19 protein-coding genes are annotated in these 21,609 nt (G+C 38.4%); 12 read left to right on the top strand and 7 right to left on the bottom strand.

Features of this window, described 5'->3' with window-relative positions; genetic code table 11:
- Nucleotides 1-649: 649 nt before the first annotated feature.
- The 3 genes from chrA to namA form a co-directional block, all read right to left on the bottom strand.
- Nucleotides 650-2,002, bottom strand: coding sequence for a chromate efflux transporter (gene chrA / locus B4F08_RS07530; RefSeq protein WP_291374007.1), 1,353 nt, complete (start codon nt 2,000-2,002; stop codon nt 650-652).
- A gap of 2 nt (nt 2,003-2,004) precedes the next feature.
- Nucleotides 2,005-2,925, bottom strand: coding sequence for a chromate resistance protein ChrB domain-containing protein (locus B4F08_RS07525; RefSeq protein ID WP_086208589.1), 921 nt, complete (start codon nt 2,923-2,925; stop codon nt 2,005-2,007).
- A gap of 654 nt (nt 2,926-3,579) precedes the next feature.
- Entirely contained in the window at nt 3,580-4,656 is a 1,077-nt protein-coding gene (namA, locus tag B4F08_RS07520) for an NADPH dehydrogenase NamA (protein WP_291374006.1), read from the bottom strand.
- A gap of 112 nt (nt 4,657-4,768) precedes the next feature.
- Here namA and B4F08_RS07515 point away from each other — a divergent pair, with 112 nt between their 5' ends.
- Nucleotides 4,769-5,188, top strand: a complete 420-nt coding sequence (locus B4F08_RS07515) for a winged helix-turn-helix transcriptional regulator (protein ID WP_291374005.1) — start codon at nt 4,769-4,771, stop codon at nt 5,186-5,188.
- Between the two features lie 49 nt (nt 5,189-5,237).
- Here B4F08_RS07515 and B4F08_RS07510 read toward each other — a convergent pair whose 3' ends face one another.
- Entirely contained in the window at nt 5,238-7,148 is a 1,911-nt protein-coding gene (locus B4F08_RS07510; protein WP_291374004.1) for a sigma 54-interacting transcriptional regulator, read from the bottom strand.
- A gap of 232 nt (nt 7,149-7,380) precedes the next feature.
- Between B4F08_RS07510 and B4F08_RS07505 the strand changes: the two genes are divergently transcribed.
- The 8 genes from B4F08_RS07505 to B4F08_RS07470 all read left to right on the top strand — a co-directional run bounded on the left by B4F08_RS07505 (nt 7,381) and on the right by B4F08_RS07470 (nt 14,264).
- Nucleotides 7,381-7,863, top strand: coding sequence for an MSMEG_0572/Sll0783 family nitrogen starvation response protein (locus tag B4F08_RS07505; RefSeq protein ID WP_004638761.1), 483 nt, complete (start codon nt 7,381-7,383; stop codon nt 7,861-7,863).
- 27 nt (nt 7,864-7,890) lie between these two features.
- Entirely contained in the window at nt 7,891-8,883 is a 993-nt protein-coding gene (locus tag B4F08_RS07500; RefSeq protein WP_291374003.1) for a Nit6803 family nitrilase, read from the top strand.
- A 33-nt stretch (nt 8,884-8,916) separates the two neighbouring features.
- Complete coding sequence (locus B4F08_RS07495) at nt 8,917-9,996, top strand: MSMEG_0568 family radical SAM protein (RefSeq protein ID WP_291374002.1); 1,080 nt, start codon at nt 8,917-8,919, stop codon at nt 9,994-9,996.
- 10 nt (nt 9,997-10,006) lie between these two features.
- Nucleotides 10,007-10,570 carry an MSMEG_0567/Sll0786 family nitrogen starvation N-acetyltransferase gene (locus tag B4F08_RS07490; protein WP_291374001.1) on the top strand — a complete coding sequence of 188 codons (564 nt, stop codon included), beginning with the start codon at nt 10,007-10,009 and terminating at the stop codon, nt 10,568-10,570.
- On the top strand, nt 10,570-11,616 hold the full coding sequence (locus tag B4F08_RS07485; RefSeq protein WP_291374000.1) for a sll0787 family AIR synthase-like protein: 1,047 nt from the start codon (nt 10,570-10,572) through the stop codon (nt 11,614-11,616). Before B4F08_RS07490 ends, B4F08_RS07485 begins: the two co-directional genes overlap by 1 nt.
- Entirely contained in the window at nt 11,604-11,894 is a 291-nt protein-coding gene (locus tag B4F08_RS07480; RefSeq protein ID WP_291373999.1) for an MSMEG_0570 family nitrogen starvation response protein, read from the top strand. The genes B4F08_RS07485 and B4F08_RS07480 overlap by 13 nt, the downstream gene beginning before the upstream one ends.
- A gap of 8 nt (nt 11,895-11,902) precedes the next feature.
- On the top strand, nt 11,903-13,216 hold the full coding sequence (locus B4F08_RS07475; RefSeq protein WP_414632463.1) for an MSMEG_0569 family flavin-dependent oxidoreductase: 1,314 nt from the start codon (nt 11,903-11,905) through the stop codon (nt 13,214-13,216).
- A gap of 277 nt (nt 13,217-13,493) precedes the next feature.
- Entirely contained in the window at nt 13,494-14,264 is a 771-nt protein-coding gene (locus tag B4F08_RS07470) for an alpha/beta fold hydrolase (protein ID WP_291373997.1), read from the top strand.
- Between the two features lie 140 nt (nt 14,265-14,404).
- Here B4F08_RS07470 and B4F08_RS07465 read toward each other — a convergent pair whose 3' ends face one another.
- Together B4F08_RS07465 and B4F08_RS07460 are read right to left on the bottom strand one after the other, a co-directional pair.
- Entirely contained in the window at nt 14,405-15,202 is a 798-nt protein-coding gene (locus tag B4F08_RS07465) for a type 1 glutamine amidotransferase domain-containing protein (protein WP_291373996.1), read from the bottom strand.
- A 16-nt stretch (nt 15,203-15,218) separates the two neighbouring features.
- Nucleotides 15,219-15,902: a hypothetical protein gene (locus B4F08_RS07460; RefSeq protein WP_119064300.1), complete on the bottom strand. Its 684-nt coding sequence runs from the start codon at nt 15,900-15,902 to the stop codon at nt 15,219-15,221.
- 151 nt (nt 15,903-16,053) lie between these two features.
- Between B4F08_RS07460 and B4F08_RS07455 the strand changes: the two genes are divergently transcribed.
- Nucleotides 16,054-17,067, top strand: a complete 1,014-nt coding sequence (locus B4F08_RS07455; RefSeq protein WP_291373995.1) for an AraC family transcriptional regulator — start codon at nt 16,054-16,056, stop codon at nt 17,065-17,067.
- Between the two features lie 431 nt (nt 17,068-17,498).
- Here the strand turns inward: B4F08_RS07455 and B4F08_RS07450 are convergent, their stop codons facing one another.
- Nucleotides 17,499-17,945, bottom strand: a complete 447-nt coding sequence (locus B4F08_RS07450) for a hypothetical protein (RefSeq protein WP_291373994.1) — start codon at nt 17,943-17,945, stop codon at nt 17,499-17,501.
- Nucleotides 17,946-18,155: 210 nt separating this feature from the next.
- On the opposite strand from B4F08_RS07450, the gene B4F08_RS07445 reads away from it, so the two are divergent.
- Entirely contained in the window at nt 18,156-20,396 is a 2,241-nt protein-coding gene (locus B4F08_RS07445; RefSeq protein ID WP_291373993.1) for a hypothetical protein, read from the top strand.
- A gap of 277 nt (nt 20,397-20,673) precedes the next feature.
- On the top strand, nt 20,674-21,606 hold the full coding sequence (locus B4F08_RS07440) for a YagK/YfjJ domain-containing protein (RefSeq protein ID WP_291373992.1): 933 nt from the start codon (nt 20,674-20,676) through the stop codon (nt 21,604-21,606).
- The last annotated feature ends 3 nt before the right edge of the window (nt 21,607-21,609 follow it).

Raw genomic sequence — 21,609 nt, 5'->3', positions numbered from 1 at the left:
AGTTTTGTGAGTTTTGTGAGTTTTAACACGAATTTATAAAAACAATTCTTTGATTGAGCTACAGTGAAAAACTTAGTAAATAGGGCAATATTGATCAGTTAAGAATTCTCATATTAATCTTCTTTACTTTTGAGCTATGTGCCTCACTGTTCCAAAGCCCAATCGGGGGAGAGATGATGTGTTATTAAGAATGTTGGTTACTGTGAAGAAAGAGAATAAAAAATAATAGGGTTTTAACGTTTGAGGGTCAGGCTTTGTTTAGAAAGCACTAACGAGTGCGATATTGTTCAAATAGCTTTAGTTCAAGTTCGAAGTTGAATACCGGGTTTGCTTAACTGGGAGGAAATCATGCTTGGGACGAAGTTTACCAAGGAAGAAATTTTCCTTATTGAAAAGGAGTTTCCGCCATGCGTAAGGCGAATTCAGCAATGGGAAAAATGGTTCTATAAAACAAATCATGACTGAGTTATGAGCAGACATGGAGATGAGCTTTATTATCTTGGAAGCGTGCTGAAAAACTAAGGACGAGAAAGAGAGCTACTAAAATGAAGTTGCTGTATATCTGTAGCAGTGATGAGGGTATAAAAAGTTTTGTGGGATTGATTGCATTGAATCCCACAAAAGATCACATTTATTCAGTCTAAATGCATTAAAGAAATGTAAAGCAAAGCAAGCCAATTAACGCTGAAGCTGCTAGGACATACATGACTTTAAGCTCAAAATAGAACAGTCCAATCAGGGCTGCAAATGCAATTAGTGCAGCAACAACATCAAAAGAGCCGTTAAATCCTGTTGGCCAAAGTACATGATAAGCAAAAAATAGGGCAAGGTTTAGAATCACACCAACCACAGCCGCTGTAATTGCAGTTAACGGGGCTGTAAATTTAAGCTCATTATGTGTTGATTCGATAATCGGTGCCCCAGCCAAGATAAAAACAAAAGAAAAAAGGAAAGTAAACCAAGTGACAAGCGTTGCTCCAATAGCTCCTGCTAAGAATAGATGATCTGAGCCTAAGAGTGCTTGGTTAAATGCTCCCAAAAAGCCAACAAATGCGACAACCATAATTAAAGGACCTGGCGTACTTTCACCTAGTGCTAAACCATCTATCATTTGAGTCGGACTTAACCAGCTGTAATAGCTCACAGCACCCTGATAAACATAAGGCAATACTGCATAGGCACCACCAAAGGTGAGCAGAGCTGCTTTAGTGAAGAACCAAGCCATTTGGGTGTAAGTATGATCCCATCCCAGCGTTAAGCTTAGGCTCAGGATTGGAATAAACCACAGTAGACCACCAATGAGCAGAATACTGCCCAAACGTTTCCAGCTAAAGATTGCATGTTCAGGTGTAGGAGTATCATCATCAATTAAAGCACGACCATAATCTTTTTTACTCTGCTGGTGTGCGTTTCCACTAGAAAATAGGTTTGGATATTTTTTACTGGTTAGATAACCAATGATTGCGGCAGAGAGCACAATTAAAGGAAAGGGTAAGTTGAAGAAAAATATAGCAATAAATGAAAGAGCTGCAATCAGCCATAAGAATTTATTTTTAAGTGATCGGCTGCCGATTCGATGCGTCGCATGAAAAACAATAGCAACAACAGCAGGTTTAATGCCGTAAAAGAGGCCAGCAATAATGGGTACATCACCAAATTTTACATAAACCCATGAAAGACCAATTAAAATAAATAGCGATGGTAGTACAAAAAGAATCCCAGCAACTAAACCACCGACGGTTCTATGCATTAACCAACCGATATAAGTTGCTAATTGTTGTGCTTCAGGGCCTGGTAAGAGCATACAATAGTTAAGTGCATGCAAAAATCGCTTCTCTGAAATCCAACGCTTTTGTTCAACCAGTTCTTGGTGCATGACCGCGATTTGACCTGCGGGTCCCCCAAAACTAATAAACCCCAATTTAAGCCAAAACAGAAAGGCTTGCCAAAATGAAACAGTTTGGATGTCTGTTTCTGGGGAGGGAATCTGTTCGTGTTGCATGATTATTCTCTGGATAGGTTGGCGTATAAGCCATCAAATATATGATTAGATAATTCAAATAGTTGGTCATCATTGTTTATTTGGCTTCGAAGACCTTGCATGACTTTTTCAATCCCTATTGCTTCAGGCGGTTCAATCCCACCCACATCAAGGTAATGCACAATTTCAGCAATTTTTTGGAGTGCTGGTGTTTCTAAATTAAAACTATGTAAAAGCACTTCAAAGGTGACCCAGTGATTGATGTGGCTGAATCTTGCGCCATCAAAATCGAATCCTAATGCGTGTTCTGGGCAGTCAGTTGGATGCTCTAACCAAATAAATGTAGGTGTGGCGTCAATAAAAGTCTTAATTAGCCATGCAGAAGCTAAGCGATCAATCCAAGGTCTTTGTCGGGTTGCCCAACATTGATTCTGATAGTTCGCTTTGTTTAAGACTTGAATGTAGGCTTGTCTTGCTTTGGGTTCATTGACTTCACCTAGACGTGCAATTGCGAGTTCCAATAATGAAAGTTCATTGAGGACCTGTGCTTGAGTCTCATCTGGATAATAGTCAATATCTACAAGTGCATTGATCCCTTTTCTGAGTTTACGAACTTGCTTGAGTAACTCTTTCTTTTCATCTTGAGTTAAGCGATCTTTTAACTCTATTAATTGTTTATAAAGAGCATCATATTCTTCTTTTCGACTGAAAATAGTCACAATATCCAAATTTGCAACCGATTCAGCGTTAAATACATAGGCCGTTCCTTGCTCTGAAACAACATCATGAACGATAGGATCAAATTTTTCGCTATGAGTCATAGGGAGGATATAGACGCCATCTCTAAGGGTTGCGGCCCCACTTGCCTTCAGCGATCGCCATACTCTCATGCGTGTGGTTGTGTTCTGTGTGGGAAGTGAGGATATGAGTAAGGATATTTTCATGTTATATACTCAACATATTTTGTTAAGTATATTATATTTTTTGATTGTTTAGATCATAATTTCTGCAAAGAATATCTATAAAACGAATATAGCCTTGTTTTGTTGCACAAATATTTACAAGCCACTGGTGGAGCTAACATATTCAAATTTAACTGACAAAATGGGATTTATTTCAGGTAAATGAGAGATAGCAACACAGAGCTCGTAATGGCTGATGAAGTTTTGATGCTTATAGACGATCGGTTTACAATCCAAGGTTTGATTCATTTCATTTGGTTGTTTAAACCTAAATGGTGATGTAAACGATCAGCTATCATTCAAGTTTTTCATGCTAATTGCATGATCACATTTGAGTTGTTCATTTTATTGTTCAGTAAATTTTCATCTTATTCTAAGACAGCACCTTCTTTTTTGATGAAATTAATAGACTAAATTTTAAAGGCTATACGCCATAGGATTTCGCTACGTGATTGAGCACTGTGTTTCTATTGGAATTGGAGGCTGTAAGAGCATATCTTCAAGTACTTGAGTGTTACTCGTCTTATCAGTTTGATATTCTTTAAATTTTGAATCTAAGCCTTTGTTATAAATACGCAAAACCGCAAGTGAATAGGGAAATGAAGGGAAATATCTTCCCCTTCATTTTAGTAATATTTATTGTTCAACTGTTTCAAGCAAAGGGACTGCATCTAGTTTTGGCATTGTGCGCTGCCAAGCTGAACCATAACGGGTATATTGAGAGGGAACTGTAATTGCAGTTTTTAGATCGTCTGCGGCTGTACGTGCCCAGAACGGGTCTTTTAACATCTCACGACCAACCAGAACAATATCAGCACGACCATTTTGTAAAATTTCTTCAGCCTGGCGCCCTGTTTCAATCAAACCCACAGCACCCGTCATGATCTGAAGTTCTTTACGCAATAATTCAGCCGCAGGCACTTGATAATTCGGGTAAGTATTGACTGGAATCATCGCAATACCACCTGACGAACAATCAATTAAATCAATATCCTGTTCTTTCATCCATTGACCATAAATTAGAAAATCTTGGGGTGTATTGCCACCTTCAACATAGTCGGTTGAAGAAATTCGTAAGAATAACGGGCCATCCCATTCACTACGAACCGCATCAATTACTTCTCGAACGATACGATAGCGGTTTTCATGACTACCACCGTAAAGATCAGTACGTTTATTCGCAAGTGGCGATAAAAATTCATTGAGTAAATAACCATGTGCGCAGTGAATTTCAATGACATCAAAGCCAGCTTTTTTTGCTCTTGCTGCACCTAAACGAAATGCTTCAACCACTTCTTTGATTTGTTCAATACTCATCTCATGTGGAACACGCGATTCAGGAGTAAACGGAATTGCAGAAGGGGCAATTGAGGGTAAATCAATCCCCAGTTGACGACCTGCATGACCGAGTTGCGCACCTGCTTTAGCACCAAAGCGGTGAATCACATCGACCACCCGAGCTAAACTGTCAATATGGCTATCCTTCCAGATGCCTAAATCGCCAGGGCCGATCGGACCATTTGGCAGTACAGAAGCAGTTTCTAGCATGATTAGCCCTGCACCACCTAAAGCACGTGCGCCATAATGCACGATATGAAAATCAGTGCTATGCCCATCAGCTGTAGCAGAGTGCATACACATTGGAGACATGGCAATACGGTTTTTAAATTCAGTATTGCGGATAGTAATCGGTTGGAATAACAGTGCGGACATCGTCCTCTCCAAGAATCAGTTTTACTTTGATGAGGTGATGATACATACTGTTTTTTAGTGTTTATACGCTAAAAAAATTCCTATACTTACTAAAAGGTAACTGTAAGCTGCTATGAAAAAACTGCGTAATTATGATTCTGCTCCGGGCTGTTCGATGGAAGCAGCACTGCATATTCTGGGTGGAAAGTGGAAGGGCGTAATTTTATTTCATCTGTTTAAGGATGGAACTTTACGCTTTAGCGAGTTGCAGCGTCATTTGGTGAGTATAAATCAGCGCTTACTGACCAAACAATTACGTGAACTTGAAGAAGATGGACTAGTGATCCGCCACGTTTATCCTGTTGTTCCTCCAAAAGTTGAATATTCATTAAGTGATGAAGGGAAAGAATTACAGCATTTAATTATGGAACTGAGCCTTTGGGGTAGAAAATGGCTAGAAAGGCGAGGCATGAAAACGGCGATTGATGAAGATTTGGATGCGCTAAAAGAGATGTTTGCCAAAACTGAAGTTTTGGATGAATTGGGTAAGTAAACACAGGCTTTGATGAAGATTTGGGCCAGTATATTGAAGTAAATACGGCTCAATACTCAATCCCTAGTTTTTTTAATTTTGAAATCAGTGTGGTGGGATTAATGCCTAAGCGTTTAGCTGCACCCTCATCACCAAAAATTTTACCTTCACATTGTTTGATTGCCAGTTGAAGGTTTGTCATTTCTAACTGTTTAAGCTGTTGTATTGTCAGGACTTGTTCGATTGCTGCGGCTTGATTGTGCTGTACGGTCTGAGATGGCTCTTGTTCAAGCAGATATTGAAAAGAAACAGCCCCGTGTTTGGCAGTGATTAATGCACGTTCTAATACATTCTGTAATTCACGAATATTACCCGGCCAGTCATAGCGTTGTAGTTCGAGGATATGTTTTTGTGAAAAAGGTAAATAAGGCACTTTACGATTTTCACTGATCAATTTCGTAAAGTGCGAGACCAGTAAAGGAATGTCCTGTTTACGTTCGCGTAATGCAGGAGAATGAATTGGGAATACATTCAGACGGAAATATAAGTCTTCACGGAAGTTTTTAAGCTTCACTTCTTCTTTTAATTTTCGATTGGTGGCGGCAATAATTCTGACATCAACGTGCCGTGTTTTCTCTTCGCCAATTCTTTCAAAAGTCCCTTCCTGCAAGACTCGGAGTAATTTGCTTTGTAATTCAAGTGGGATTTCACCAATCTCATCTAAAAATAAAGTCCCTTGATCGGCGAGTTCAAAGCGTCCAGCCCGATCACGAACTGCGCCTGTAAAAGCCCCTTTTACATGTCCGAAAAATTCACTTTCAAATAATTCAGAGGGGATTGCTGCACAGTTCACACGAATGAGTGGATGCTGTTTACGGTGACTGGATTGGTGGATAGCACGTGCAATCAGCTCTTTGCCTGTTCCTGATTCTCCGTAGATCATGACATTGGCATCAGTGGGCGCAACCACCTTTATTTTTTCAATAATCTGTAGAATAGCAGGGCTATTGCCTACAATTTCATGATATTGATTTTCTTGTAAAATCTCTTCTTGTAGATATTCATTTTGTTGCTCTAGGCGGCTTTTTAAATCTTGTAATTCCTCTAGCGCATGGGTGAGCTGTTTTTCAGTATTTAAACGATCGCTAATATCTCGGAAAACCACCACAGCACCAATGATTTCACTATCACGGATAATCGGTGTACTGGTAAATTCGACTGGAAAATAGCTACCATCACGTCGCCAGAAAACCTCTTGAATGCCTTCATGAACAATACCATCATGTACCGCAGCATAAATTGGACAATTTTCAACAGGGTAGTGTGTTCCATTTTCATGGGTATGATGATGAACTTTATGAATATTTTTACCAAGAACATCTTCGGGTTGTAAGCCAAGCATTTTTGCGCCGACGGGATTAATAAAGGTACATAGTCCTTGCTTGTTAATACTGTAAATACCATCACCCACGGAACTGAGTAATAAATGTTTGCCTGTATCTGAGTCAATAAACAGCTCTTGTAAGGCTTGCCATTCTTTTAGCCCTGCACGAATGACCTTGTCCGCATTTTTGTTAAATTGGCGTAATTCTAGATCTTTGACATCGACCAATGACCAAATGAGTAGATTTTTATTTTTATAAGGCAGGCGAATGGCGGTGACATCGAGTTGTATTTTTTCATGTTCTTTATCAAAAGCATATAGCTCATTGTTCCAAGCATAACCTTTACTGAGTGCTTCATCTGTAAATGCCATCAGATGTGGCAATTGATGGATGTGCCCAAAAACAGAAGTAACTGTTTTTGCAATCAATTCATGTCGTTCATAGCGTAATAATTGAGACGCGCTAATATTTAGATCAATAAAGCGATTTTGATGTGGGTCGATCACGATTAATGCTTGAGATGTATGTTCAAAAGCAAGCGGACGAATCGAATCTTCAGAAGACGCCCAATCAGAAATAAAGTCGATATTATTCATGCTATGAAAAATCGTAATCTTAACTATGAGTTTTCATAATACTATGAAAAACCGTAGTTGTTCAACACATTCTTATTTTTATAAAACCACTAAAAATAAATAATAAAATTATATTTTTCAATAATATATAAATTTAAAAACAGCATTTTAATCATGTTGGCATGGCTCTCGCAATAACACGGATAGACCAAAACAGTTGGTTGAATTGAAACCGTAGATATGAGGAACGGCTATGCCTAAAGTAGATATTGAACAATACAAAGATGGTGATTTTCTTGTCGATTATGAAGAAAAGGTATTTGAGGATGTAAAAGCTCAGCCGGGTGAAAAAGCATTGGTGACGTTTCACACCGTTGCCTTTGAAGGTTCTATTGGCTTGGTCAATGTCTTACAAGCAAAACGATTATTACGCAAAGGTTTTGAAACCAAAATTTTGCTTTACGGTCCGGGTGTTCAGTTGGGGGTACAACGTGGTTTTCCAACATTGGGTGCAGAAGCATTCCCAGGACATTTGGCGGTCAATAATCAATTAAAAGCATTCATGGCAGAAGGCGGTGAAGTCTATGCCTGTCGTTTCGCCTTGCAAGCACTTTATGGACAAACTGAAAAAGCTTTAATGGAGGGAATTCGTCCGATTAATCCTCTCGATGTGATGGATCTCAAACTTTTGATGCGCCGTGACAATGCATTAATTATTGATACGTGGACTGTTTAAGTATTTAAGAAAAAAGGGGAATAAGTCATGAACCAAATCATTAAAGCGGCGGCAGTTCAATGTAGCCCTGTGTTGTATAGCCAAGCGGGTACAGTCAAGAAAATCTGTGACACGATTTTGGAGTTGGGGCAGCAAGGTGTGCAATTTGCCGTATTTCCTGAAACTGTTGTGCCTTATTACCCTTATTTTTCTTTTGTGCAACCACCGTTTGCCATGGGTAAAGAACATTTAAAGCTATTGCATGAATCGGTTGTCGTGCCATCGGCAGCAACAACTTTAATTGGACAGGCATGCAAAGAAGCGAACATGGTGGTTTCTATTGGTATTAATGAGCGTGCAGGCGGCACGATTTATAACGCTCAATTGTTGTTTGATGCGGATGGTTCGATTATTCAGCATCGCCGTAAAATTACCCCAACGTATCATGAACGTATGGTGTGGGGGCAAGGCGATGGCAGTGGTTTACGTGCGATAGATTCTGCTGTAGGACGTATTGGGTCGCTGGCATGTTGGGAGCATTACAACCCTTTGGCTCGGTTTGCTTTGATGGCGGATGGTGAGCAAATTCATGCGGCGATGTTTCCGGGATCACTCGTGGGGCAGATTTTTGCAGATCAGATCAGTGCCACCATTCAGCACCATGCTTTGGAGTCGGGTTGTTTTGTGGTGAATGCCACAGCATGGCTTTACCCAGAGCAACAACAACAAATTATGCAAGACACTGGTTGTGAACTGGGTCCAATTTCTGGGGGATGTTTTACGGCCATTGTTTCTCCAGAAGGCAAATTTTTGTCTGAACCAATCACACAAGGCGAAGGTTATGTGATTGCAGATTTAGACTTTTCCTTAATCGAAAAACGTAAACGGATGATGGATTCTGTTGGGCATTATAGCCGTCCAGAATTACTCAGTTTATTGATTGATCGTCGTCCTACCTCAGTTTTGCATGAGTTAAAACTAGAGAATCCATCGAATAACAGCATCGAAAAAGTGTCTGAATTTGCCGAAGTACAAGCATAGACACCCCGTTTAAAAAAATAACAGGAGAAGATCATGTCTGCGATTGAATTACTCAGTGATTTGCAATGTAACGGGCTGAAATGGGAAGGTGAGGTTGGACTTTCTCGCAAAGGTGGCGCAGGTCCAAGCGATCATAAAGCCATGACCTTGGGTGGTCAGACGCTCATGATTCCAGTGTTAAACCTTGCTTCACAGGATTCTCCTTATACGGGTAAAAAAGATACTGCAACAGGTGAGGTGATTGTCTTTAAAAACCGCATACCTGTTGCAACGCTCACTTCGCCAACACGACCACGATTTTATGATTTAAGCACAGCAGAGGGCATTCCGTATGAACAGATTGCCACGCTGCATAGCCATGATGTGTTGGCAACAACGGTGTTGCAACATTGTATTCGCATGAATGATAAAGCAACGGCATGTCAGTTTTGTTCGATTGATCAGTCTTTAAAAGATGGGCGCGCCATTATACGTAAGCGTCCAGATCAATTGGCTGAAGTGGCGAAGGCAGCGGTAGAACTGGATGGGGTGACTCAGATGGTGCTGACCACAGGAACACCGAATACGCCTGATCGCGGTGCAGCCATTTTATACGACTCAGTTGTTGCGATTAAGGCACAAGTCGATTTACCGATTCAAGTGCAGTGTGAACCACCTGATGATTTCGCTTGGTTTCAAAAATTAAAAGATGCAGGCGCAGTATCCATCGGGATGCATTTAGAAGCCGTAAGCGATCGGGTGCGTAAGCAAATTATGCCGGGTAAAGCAGAAGTATCCCTTGCGTTCTATTTTTCTGCTTTTGAAGCAGCAGTGAAGGTCTTTGGACGAGGGCAAGTCAGTACTTATATCTTGGCTGGTTTAGGTGATACCGAACAAGAAATTATCAGCATGACGGAACGTCTAGCAAAAATAGGGGTTTATCCCTTTGTAGTTCCTTTTGTGCCGATACAGGGAACGGCTCTAGAGCATCACCCCAAACCTGATTCAGCATTTATGCAAATGCTTTATCCCCAAATTGGCACACAGCTTCGCCAGTATGGTTTGAATTCACAGGACACACAGGCAGGTTGTGCAAAATGTGGGGCTTGTTCTTCCCTCAGAGCTTATGAATAAGGAGTTGATGATGAAATTATCTAACTATGCATGGTTGATTGAGCTCAATGAAGAGCTGAAGCAATTTGTCACGGATGACATCATTATCAAAGTTGTAGCAGAAGATTGGGAGCGTCGCCAATATTATCAATTGCGTGAAGCAACCTTTCGTGATGAGCAGAAAATTTTAAAAGAAGATCGTGATGAACATGATTTCAAAGCTCTAGCGATTGTGGCGATTGGACAAATATTTGGGGAACATGATCGTGTCATTGGTGCAGTTCGTATTTTCCCCGAAGCTGAACAGACATGGTGGGGCGGGCGTTTGTGTGTTGATCCTATATACCGTCATCAACATGCAATTGGTAAAGCATTGATTAATGCAGCCGTATCCACTGCCAAAAATTTAGGCTGCACCACATTCCTTGCAACGGTTCAGCAACAGAATGAACGCTATTTTCAAAAGTTGTGTTGGGACACTGTACATGAGCTGAATGTTGCAAATCTTCCGCATGTGCTTATGCAGGCACAAGTTGAAAATTACCCATTACAACATGTGGTGATGCAAGCTTATAGCTATAAGGAGATCTGCTGATGAGACTTTCAGAACTACTCCCACAACTGCAAATCACGTCGGCAATGCAGTCTAAGCAAGATATTCATGCGATTAAATCGCAGTTGAATCTGAACATTCAAACTCTACAAGATTTATATGCATTGCCTGCGGATGATGCTGCTGCGACGCCATTCGGTGAGCAATATTTATTGCATGCTTGCGAAGGAATGCTACCAAGTTTTGTGGCTAATCACCCTTATTTTGCAGGATGGTCTGCGGTGATGGCAAATATGAGCGACATTGCTGCAATGGGTGGGCGAGCTTTAACGGTGGTGAATAGTTATTGGCATACCGATACGCAAAGTGGTCAACAGTTATTGGCAGGCATGCAAGCAGCTTGTGATGCCTATGGCGTAAAGCTTGTGGGTGGACACACCAATATTCACGCAGATTTTCAACCAACGCTCTCCGTTGCGATACAGGGTCTAGCTAATCATTTGCTCTCGGTCTTTCATGTTCAAGCAGGACAGAAAATCTTAATTGCACTGAATATGCAGGGCAAATTCCATGAGCAAACCACTTATTGGAAATGTTTTGAACATGTTCCTGCTGCTGTTTTAAGAGCCCAGTTGAATGTATTGCCCGAAATTGCAGAACAGCATCTCGCGTATGCAGCGCGTGACATCAGTAATGCAGGAATCTTAGGCAGTTTATTAATGCTACTTGAGGCGACAGGATCAGGAGCGAATCTTTGGCTAGACAAAATTCCGAAACCACAACATACCGATTGGCTGAAATGGCTTCAAATTTTCCCAAGTTATGGCTTTTTACTGACGGCCGATAGCGAAGAATGTGAGGACATCATTGAATTATTTGCTTCACAAGATATTGATTGTGCGGTGATTGGTGAGGTCACAGATTCTGGCAAGGTACAGGTTCAGCAGCAGGCTGAACAACAGACTTTTTGGGATTTTCAACAACAGGCTTTTACTGGGCTGAATTATCAAAAAGTCTTCGCGCAAGCTCCGTTTTCCCATCTTTCCCGACATGCACAGCAACAGGAGCCAACATTATGCCAAGTGTAAATTTTACCGTGAAATGGCCAAATGGCGAGGTCAATCAATATTACTCACCCTCTAGCATTATTTATGATTATTTGCGGGTTGGGCAGGTGTACAGCTTAACGGACTTTGTGACACAAGTGGAAAATGGTCTTGAACAGGCTTCTGAACGAGTCCGACTGCGTTACGGTTTTGCTTGCAGTGCTGCGATGGACAATCTCGCCAGTATTAAACGGCACATTAATATTTTGAGCATTCAAGCCCAAGATCAAATCGAAATTATTGAAATGACAAACGAATAAGACAGGTGATGACCATGATGCTAGTTGAACAAGCAAAACTTAAATCTGAATATCCAGTGGTGATTATTGGTGGTGGGCAGGCAGGACTTTGTGTCAGCCACTATTTAAAAAAAGCCAATATTGAACATGTGATTTTAGAAAAAGAACCAGAGTTAACCCATGCGTGGCGACGTAAACGCTGGGATAATTTTACCTTGGTCACACCTAACTGGCAGTGTTTGTTACCAGAGCATCCGTATAAGGGCCATCAGCCTGATGGATTTATGAAAAAAAATGAGATTGTTGAATATTTGGATCAGTTTATTGAAAAGCTCAATCCACCAGCAATTTTAGGTGTTGCAGTTCAGTATGTTGAAAAAGTTGCAGACCAGTCTTTTGTGATTGAGACAGATCGGGGGACGACAACTGCGAAGCAGCTAGTGGTTGCCGCAGGAGGCTATCACACGCCAATTTATCCAAAGCTTTCATCTGCTTTACCTGAAAATGTCACGGTGATTCACTCTGAACAATACTTTAATGCTGAACAATTACCCGCAGGTAATGTTTTGGTGGTGGGCTCAGGGCAGTCAGGTGCGCAAATTGCTGAAGATTTACATCTTGCTGGCAAAAAAGTGTATTTATCTACAGGGGATGCGCCACGTTGTGCACGTTTCTATCGGGGTAAGGATGTGGTGAAGTGGCTTTTTGAAATGGGCTATTACGAAACCACAGTCAAAGACCATCGCTATAGTGAGGAAGTTCGAAACAGTACCAATCACTATGTGACTGGACGTGATGGAGGTCGTGATATTGATCTACGTCAATTTGTATTAGAAGGGATGCAATTATTAGGGCGTTTTGAAGACTACAAAGATGGACAATTGGTGTTTCGTCCAGATTTGATGCAAAACTTGGATATGGCAGATGCAACCTATAACCGTATTAATGCAGGGATTGATGCTTATCTTGCTGAAAATGGTATTGAGACAGATGAACCAGCTTCAGTTTATGAGCCTGTATGGACAGCTCAAACTGAAATTACGGAAATTGATTTGGTTGCGGAAAATATTACTTCCATCATTTGGTGTATTGGGTTTCGACCTGACTATTCATGGATTGATTTAGATTTATTTGAAACAAATGGCTATCCAAAACATGACCGAGGAATCACGCTTGACCCTGATGTCACATTTATTGGTTTGCCTTGGTTACATACTTGGGGATCAGGTCGCTTTTTAGACATTGCTAAAGATGCTGAGTTTGTTGCTGCGCATATTAAACAGCAGCTCGACACGCCAAATTCAAGATTTAGCCCAGTAATTGCTGATGCTGTTGAAGTCTAAAAAGCATGGTATGTGATCTATTTTGGCAACGATAAAGCGTTGCCAAAATGTCCGCTTTCATTTTATTTATTTGAGATCAGGCAGTGAATAAAATTGTTCACGGAATCTTTTACTTTTTAAATTCGCGATTTCAGCAATGGGTCATAATTCCTTGAATTAGAAATATTTTGTATGTAGTGTTGATGTTTTTTGATAATTGAAGCTAATTTATTTTAAATATAAAGTGTTCCTATCAAATATAACGGGCTAATTGCCAACCTACTTTGAAGGAAATGAGATGAAATCAATGATAAAAGCTGCGATTGCGACCACGATTTTGGGTGTGGCTACAATCAGTTCTACATTTGCTGCGGAAACTCAAAAACCAACGGTGGTACTGGTTCATGGTGCATTTTCTGATGGTTCGGCATGGAGCAAAGTCATTCCTTTATTACAAGACAAAGGTGTAAATGTCGTTGCTGTACAAAATCCATTGAGTTCATTATCTGATGATGTGAAGGCGACACAACGCGTTTTAGATATGCAGAAAGGTCCAGTGGTTCTCGTTGGACACTCTTGGGGTGGTGTTCCTGTGACTCAAGTTGGTCAACAGGACAAAGTAAAAGCATTGGTTTATGTTGCTGCATTTGCCCCGTCTGAAGGGCAATCTGTGGTTGATGTTTCGAAAGATTATCCGACACCATCTGGTTTTAGTCATCTTGTCGCAGATAAAGATGGATTTGTAACATTAAGCTTAGAAGGTGTTCAGAAGCATCTTGCGCCAGATGTTGCTGCAAAACAAACGCGCTTAATGTTCGCTACACAAACGCCAACCAACAGTCATATTTTTGAAGAAAAGGTGACTGTCGCGGCATGGAAGACGAAACCTTCATGGTATGTCGTGAGTCAGCAAGATTATATGCTTCAACCTGCTGCACAGGTAGCAATGGCAAAGAAAATCTCAGCACATGTTACAACGCTGCAAGCAGGGCATACGCCACAGATTTCTCAACCCAAAGCAGTTGCTAAAGTGATTCTTGAAGCTGTGAATGCGGTATCGAAAGAATAGCGTTAAATTGCCTTAGATTACTAGATTATAAGTGAGGCGGTCCTACATCTGTGTACGAGTGATTCTTGTGCAGATGTGGGGACAAACACTAAAGATAGAGAATTTTACTTTATTATTTATAGGTTTGGATTAGTTTTTAATCATTGATTATTACGTTGAATGAGTTTGATCAATTCCCTAGCAACTGCTTTACTTGAATTGGGATTTTGCCCTGTTATAAAACGATTATCTACAACAACAAAAGATTGAAATGGTAACAACGCCTTTTTATAGTTTGCACCTTGAGAAATCAGTTCATTTTGTAAGAGAAAAGGCACTTGCTCCTCAATCCCTGATAATTTTTCCTCAGTGTTAGAAAATCCTGTAACATGACGATCAGCAATTAGTGCCTTTCCATTCAAATCTTGTAAGTTTAGTAGTCCTGCTGCTCCATGGCATACAGATGAAATTATACCGCCGTGATTATAAATTTCTTCTGCAATATTTTTGAGTGTCACGTTATTGCGAAAGTCCCACATTGTTCCATGCCCACCTGTAAAATAAATAGCCTTATATTCTAATGGGTTAATATCTTCGGGTTGGCGTGTGTGATTGAGAAGGTATATGAACTCTGGATCATTTAAATAGGCTTTGGCAGCGCGATCCATATATAACCATCCAAGGCTACGCTCATCTAATGGGACTTTCCCACCTTTAGGACTGACAAAATCTAATTCAAAACCAGCAGTGTCAATAATATCTATAAAATGCGTGAGTTCCGTAAGCCATAATCCAGTGGAGTCGGCTCGATGTGGATACTGAGCATGATTGGTCAGAATCACTAAAATTTTTGTAGGAACAATAGAGGCTTTAGCGTTATTTGATTGTTCGGCAGAAAATGCTGGATTAAAGCTCAAGAATGCTCCTAGGAATATACATATTCTCAAAAAGATAGACATATTTATTCACCTTGATTTAATTTTTTACAGTTTCCAAAGCTTTGGGGTTTGTGAAACGAATTTTTGAAGATGATTTTTGAGTGAGCGTACCAAAATCCATATCTAATAAGTGTAGGGCTGAGTCTGGTAAGGCCAATCCCTTTTGATAAGCAACTTTTGCTTCAGGTGTAAGATAAAGTTGAGAGAGCTTTTCATAACTACTGAATCCTAATGGAAAGTGATAATCAAAGTTTAAAGATGTTTCAATGCTAAAATTAAAAATAGGCAACTGTAGTTGTTTGATATTTTCCCCATAAGTTGCATCTGCTAATACTTGTTTATGTGCATAATCTATAGAAAAATTAGAGAGTGTTAGACTCTTTTCTGTTCCATCATCTTGATGGCGTGAGTAGACCATGGTTGTACCTTTTGCTCGTCCAAGTACAACTTTCATTTTGGAACCAATCACTATACTTGTCACAGGGTAATTAAACTCACTTGAATTTCCACCGATACTTGGTTGATCTAATGCTATTGCTGTACCTTTCGCTTGTGCTTTTATCCCAAATTTATCCCAAAAATCATGCCTTAACGCTTCTGGAAAAGTATGAATTGAATCTGATGCTGTAAAACCAACTGGGACTGTTAATCCAGCTTGTACTTTTGCTGTACCAATGAGGGCTAGAATAACAAAGCTTAATTTAGTGAATAATGCTTTCATATATGCTCCAACGAGAGTTTTTTGGTCATATGTGAGTAGATTTTCTACTCCGCTTGAAAGGCATCTTACTACTCGCAAAATTTTAGCTGTAGTGGCAAACTAACCCTATATTATTGTCATTTGTGGCCATGTTGTTTTAAAGGAATTGAAAATGAAAGGGGGGCATAGGTTAAAGATTTCAGGGGTTTTTCCTGTAGAATACTTAATGATAGCTAAAGAACAAGGTGTAGATATCAATCACTTATTAAGTTCTTTGGGTATGAGCCCCAACGTTAATATTTTAAGAGAACATGGGATATTGTTTGAGCAGATGTTGCAAATGATGCATGCATTATGGCAGGTGACTAACCATGACTTATCTATTGGTTTCCAAGCAGGATGTCGTATTACACCAACCGCATTTGGTTATTTTGGGCAAGCAATATTAAGCTGTAACACATTTCAAGAAGCGATTGTATTTTGTACTCAATATTGGGAATTGATTGGAAAAGGTATACAAACCACTCATCAAGAAAACGATAAAGAACATCTCATTATTATTGAAACTGAAATGCCGACAGAAGGGTATTTACAACAGTGGATGATTGAATCTGCAATATTTTCCTTTTGGCGTACATTGGTTGCTATACTACCAAATGCGAAACATGAACTAAAAATAACCTTAACTTTTGCTGAACCACCCCATGCTATAGACGTTTATAAAGAGGTTGGTAACGTTAAATATAACTATCCAATCAACAGTATACAAATCCCCATTCAATATTTGTCAGATAAACTCCCTCTCAGGAGCTCATCAGCTTTTGCTATTGCAATAGCACAATGTGATGCACAGTTAAACTTTGAAGATCAATATTCTATATTAACAAAAAAAATTAAAAATATTATAGGTTTGGATAAAAATGGATATCTTTCATTAGATGAAATGGCTGCATATTTATCTATGTCAGCGCGAACTTTAAGAAGAAATTTAGCTGACGAAGGGAGTAAATATTCTGAATTACTCAAGCAAGTAAAACTAAAAGATGCGACTCGCCTATTGCAAAATACACAATTAAGCATTGATGAAATCGCTAGTAAAATGGGTTATGAGGATGATGCTAACTTTTGCAGGGCCTTTAGAAAATGGTCTGGGCAAACACCAAGTGAAGTTCGTAAAATTAATTAATCTGAATCTTGGATAAAATTTAATTTGAAAGAAGATAACTGAACTTCGACTAACAAACTGAATTTTATATATTTTTAATATTGATTTGGAATGTTGTAGATCAAAATAAACCATCAAATGGTGCGCCCTGCGGGACTCGAATTTTTAATGTATGTATATGAAATATAATAATAATATATTTTGCATATTTCTTTTTTACCGTAAAAATTACCGTAAAAAAGAAATATGCTTTTTTTGATTTCAGATAAGAAAGAGCAAGATGATATTTTGATAATCTCTCATAAATCGGCAATTATTTAAATACTAAAACTTAACGGATTACTGATATAGCAATAGGGGGGGGCTTAATCTATTAAGCCAATGATCTCGTTGTTTACTTTTTTAGCTCATTCATTCTAATCGCTGAATTAATTTTTATCGGTACTAGAAGCCTATAAAATTTTAGTTCCTAATGGTAGTAGATCAATTGCCAAGTTTCTTGTTTTCGGATGTAGTAGTAAGCCGATGTTTACTACAGCTAAAAAGCTAAGAATTCTATAAGTTTCCTTATCCATCTTTTTTGGTATCAAAATGGCTTGCGCAGCCACCCTTTCATTTAGCTGAGTGATTTCATCTCTTAAATGTTGAATTTCAACATCTGTCTTATTGCAACTGGTTAGTAGTTCTAATTGATTTTGAACTTGAGCTAGCTGCTCTTTTAATTGTTGAATTTCTACATTTGACGGATTGTCGATATGTAGAAGTTTCAACATTTCCTGTTCATCAAATTTATTGTCTTCATCTTTTTCAATGTTTTTGAGTTTGAATTGATAATTCAGTTTGTGACGCTTAATATCATATTTTGTACAAAACTCAGCAACAGTTATTTTGCACTCCATGGATCAAATCTCATTTGCTCTAGTGTGTAAAATTCTACACTGAATAGCGATTAGCCACCAACTCAAGCATAAAGTTATGAGTTTATATGGTTTGGATTTATGATTAAAAAGTTCTTGAATATTAGTAAATTAGGGTTGGAATAATATGCTTATTTTTTAACTTTGTATTATCATGAAAGCCATATTTAAAGCGCATTTTAGAGTATTTTCATGTTTGATAACAAAAAAATTACTGATGAAGAAATGTTTTTACTTTTTAAACACAAGTATCAGTATGAAATATGCGCTGGAAAGGATGATGAAATCTCCATTTTTAAAGATTGGTTTTGCTTATTTGATGCGTTGAATCAATTGAAGCAGATGTCTACTGACAATGCATTTCTTGAAGAATTTTTTTTTCAAAACTCAGAGAAATTGCGTGAATTATTTTTTACCCTTTGCCGTGCTAGTCAAACTATTTTTAATTACAAGCATGAAATTCATTTTGATTTATTCAACATTTTTAAAAGTAGTCTAGATGAATACGATAAGGAAAATGTCGCAACTTCAGAGAATGCGTTTCTTCATTCGCTTCAACGTTCTTTAGACACTGGAGTGCGACTTCCAGTCGAACAATACCTACACTTTTATTCTATTTTCAAGAATCAGTTGGCTATACGTCCAATAACTAACGGTATGTATTCACTAAGGGATCAGACACTTTTTTCTGCTCAACAAAAAATAGGAGAACTTTTTAAGAGATATGGTGGCTTGTATGTATTTAATGTCAGTTATCAATTTAGACATGCTTCAACAGTCACATCAAAAGATAAAATTTTGGAGCTATTTAAAGATGTAGAACTTATAGAGCAGAACATCGTTTCAGATCGCGGATTACTTAAAGTTCTGTTCAATTTTGAGGATGATGGTGTTCATGGCTGTCTGTTAAATTGCATCGTGATTTATCCCTTACAGCTCTATAAAAATACGAATGGAGCTCTAGCACAATTACAAAGGGTCGCTGAAAATTGCGCAGAAAATAGTAATGTGCGGTTTCAAGACCTAGGTCCATTGTTTAAAAAAATTTGCGGCAAAGACATCGTTGGTGTCATTGACGATAATGAAAAACTTGAAAATTTTTTGTATTGGTCGATTGGTTCATTTTATCGATATGAAGATTTTTTTCATTACTGTATCCCATCAATACGCAATGATTATATTCATAAACAAGTCATGACACCTTGGACGATTATGTCTCAAGTTTCGAGAATTGGAGTAAAGCCTAAGCCTTTACAGCTCACTCAAGATAAGTTGATGAATTTCATTAAAGATAAAAATAAGGTGTGGTCTATAAGTGTTTTACCAAAAGTCCAAAGGCAGCAACTAATAGTTGATGAGGTCCTTTTGGTTGAGATGTCTTATGAGTTTGGGGATGGTAAAAATTTAACTGGAGAGATTCTTTATTTCTTAGATGTGTTTTATGCGTACCTCAAAATAAATTCTGAAGCATTTTTCCATTTTGAGGTATTGGACGATGTCATTGTTGACATGAAGCTTAGTAGGATGGGGAGGCAATTAATCTATCTTATAAGCTTATTCAGCCAGCAATCAAATCTTATAAATGAAATTGAAGACTTTAAGTACAAGTTAAATATCCAATTTCACTTGCTTTTTAAAACGGCATTATGGGAAAAAATCAAAGAATTAGCACATAGGGGAAGCGCCGTTCTAACTCAAATAGAGACTTTTGGGCGTTTAAATCAATTTAGTAAATCCTATAAAACAGGTGAATTAGGCCCTATGCTATTACAAATGCCTTCTACTTACCTTTCTATAGACCTTGATAAAGAGCTTGATAAAGATTTGATTTCGTTCCGACGCAGATATAAAGATGCGCAGGAGAGCTTTGCGGAATTGCTTAAGTCTGATCAATTAATATGCAGATTTAAGTTTTATGCAGATGTTAGCGGAGAGTCTTTTTTAGATAAAAAAGAAGTATTTGCCAAGAACTTTACTGAGTTTTTAAGGAAATACAGACGAAATAGCGTCTTAAGAAACTTGAAAGGATATTTTTTAGTTTGGTTGAATAATCCGCATCGTGAAGTTTTCGGAGATAAATCAATTGAACCTTATGTAGATGTAATCTTTGTCATGGAGTGTGAGTATAGATTCGATATCCAATCTTTTTTGCAGGAGCTTAGTGATAAATGGATAAATTTCAAAGGAAAGAGTTCTTGTACCGATGAAGATGGAAAGCTTTTTAGAGCACTTAATTTAAAGTGTGAACCTCTAATGTATTCTGATGAGTCTTTGAATTCAAGACCTATACTTTTTGATAAAAAGAATAGGAAATTAAAGAAAGCCTTGTTAGAAAAATTGCTCCTCTATTTTACTTATAGGCATTTTTATTTACCTAAAGTTTATGATGATCTAACAGATAAAAGGACCAAAATGTTCAGTAAAGGGCATTGATTAGAAACTCATGGCTAAATGTTCTACTGAGGTAGTTTAACTTTAGCTTCACTCAGTTTCTTAAAAATAGCTGCATGACAGGTAGGTTTGAAATAGTTCTTGCCCGTAAAGGGTTGAAACTGTTTCAACAAGTTAGTGGGTTATTAATACAATGATAATTATATAAATAACTATAAATACAATAGCCTATAACACTATCTAACATATGATCTAACTATTGGTAAAAGATGAATTCAATCCGAGTGATATGAACTAAACCATCACTTAAGAGATCATCATGAATTTAGACCCTTGTCATACCAATGAATCAGAAGTACTGATTGCTATCGACTCATTCATACAGTCTGTTTGTAGATATGATGTATTTAATCCGAATGACTTTAGATCAAGATTGAAAGAGCTTATACCTCTATTTAAATTGATTTATCGACCGAGTTTTAAATACAGCCATAGTGTTCTTCTCTTCCAGAAAATGGTCTATGACTTAGACTACATAACTGACATCAATGATATTGATCAATTATCTAATACACAAATACTCACCCTATCAGATAAAGCTCAATATCATGGTTTTGATGTAGAGTACGAGTTACGGTCTTTACAGGCACAAGAACATAAGAATAAAAATAGTCTGAAGGAATATCTCAAAGACCTGATTTGGCATTATTCCAAGCTGTTGTTTGTCAGAGTTGATTTGTCTATCCATAAAGATTTTCAGCATGAGGTTAACATTGAGACCTTTAATCAATACCTTAGAACCTTTATCAATAGAATGCAGAATAAGGATACGTGCTTTAAGGATCTACAAGGTTATGCATGGGCTGTAGAGCAAGGGGAAAGGAAGGGCTACCACTGTCATGTGCTATTAATCTACGATGGGCATAAACGCCAGTCTGACTATGGATTAGGTATGCAAGTCGGTAAGTGTTGGGAAAAGATAACAGATCAGAAAGGCTATTTCTTTTTATCCAATACCTCTGAATATAAAAAGAAATTTGAACAAAAGGGGATGTTAGGCATTGGAATGATTCACCGCAAAGATTTTCTGCAAGTTGATAATGCAATCAATGCAGCAATGTATTTGGTGAATCCTGAAAAAGAAAACCAGTACTTAAGAGTGAAGGTCAAAGGCATGCGTACTTTTGGTAAAGGTGTTTTTGAGGTGGACTGGAGACGTCCACGAAAACAAGTCGCTTCAGTTGAAGATTAGCCT

The sequence above is a fragment of the Acinetobacter sp. UBA6720 genome (genome assembly GCF_002454215.1).
Lineage (GTDB): Bacteria > Pseudomonadota > Gammaproteobacteria > Pseudomonadales > Moraxellaceae > Acinetobacter.
This window is presented reverse-complemented; position numbering and strand designations above follow the sequence as displayed.

Coding starts and splice junctions, on each gene's coding strand:
- chrA (WP_291374007.1), bottom strand. CDS start 2,002: ATGCAACACGAACAGATTCCCTCCCCAGAAACAGACATCCAAACTGTT.
- B4F08_RS07525 (WP_086208589.1), bottom strand. CDS start 2,925: ATGAAAATATCCTTACTCATATCCTCACTTCCCACACAGAACACAACC.
- namA (WP_291374006.1), bottom strand. CDS start 4,656: ATGTCCGCACTGTTATTCCAACCGATTACTATCCGCAATACTGAATTT.
- B4F08_RS07515 (WP_291374005.1), top strand. CDS start 4,769: ATGAAAAAACTGCGTAATTATGATTCTGCTCCGGGCTGTTCGATGGAA.
- B4F08_RS07510 (WP_291374004.1), bottom strand. CDS start 7,148: ATGAATAATATCGACTTTATTTCTGATTGGGCGTCTTCTGAAGATTCG.
- B4F08_RS07505 (WP_004638761.1), top strand. CDS start 7,381: ATGCCTAAAGTAGATATTGAACAATACAAAGATGGTGATTTTCTTGTC.
- B4F08_RS07500 (WP_291374003.1), top strand. CDS start 7,891: ATGAACCAAATCATTAAAGCGGCGGCAGTTCAATGTAGCCCTGTGTTG.
- B4F08_RS07495 (WP_291374002.1), top strand. CDS start 8,917: ATGTCTGCGATTGAATTACTCAGTGATTTGCAATGTAACGGGCTGAAA.
- B4F08_RS07490 (WP_291374001.1), top strand. CDS start 10,007: ATGAAATTATCTAACTATGCATGGTTGATTGAGCTCAATGAAGAGCTG.
- B4F08_RS07485 (WP_291374000.1), top strand. CDS start 10,570: ATGAGACTTTCAGAACTACTCCCACAACTGCAAATCACGTCGGCAATG.
- B4F08_RS07480 (WP_291373999.1), top strand. CDS start 11,604: ATGCCAAGTGTAAATTTTACCGTGAAATGGCCAAATGGCGAGGTCAAT.
- B4F08_RS07475 (WP_414632463.1), top strand. CDS start 11,903: ATGACCATGATGCTAGTTGAACAAGCAAAACTTAAATCTGAATATCCA.
- B4F08_RS07470 (WP_291373997.1), top strand. CDS start 13,494: ATGAAATCAATGATAAAAGCTGCGATTGCGACCACGATTTTGGGTGTG.
- B4F08_RS07465 (WP_291373996.1), bottom strand. CDS start 15,202: ATGTCTATCTTTTTGAGAATATGTATATTCCTAGGAGCATTCTTGAGC.
- B4F08_RS07460 (WP_119064300.1), bottom strand. CDS start 15,902: ATGAAAGCATTATTCACTAAATTAAGCTTTGTTATTCTAGCCCTCATT.
- B4F08_RS07455 (WP_291373995.1), top strand. CDS start 16,054: ATGAAAGGGGGGCATAGGTTAAAGATTTCAGGGGTTTTTCCTGTAGAA.
- B4F08_RS07450 (WP_291373994.1), bottom strand. CDS start 17,945: ATGGAGTGCAAAATAACTGTTGCTGAGTTTTGTACAAAATATGATATT.
- B4F08_RS07445 (WP_291373993.1), top strand. CDS start 18,156: ATGTTTGATAACAAAAAAATTACTGATGAAGAAATGTTTTTACTTTTT.
- B4F08_RS07440 (WP_291373992.1), top strand. CDS start 20,674: ATGAATTTAGACCCTTGTCATACCAATGAATCAGAAGTACTGATTGCT.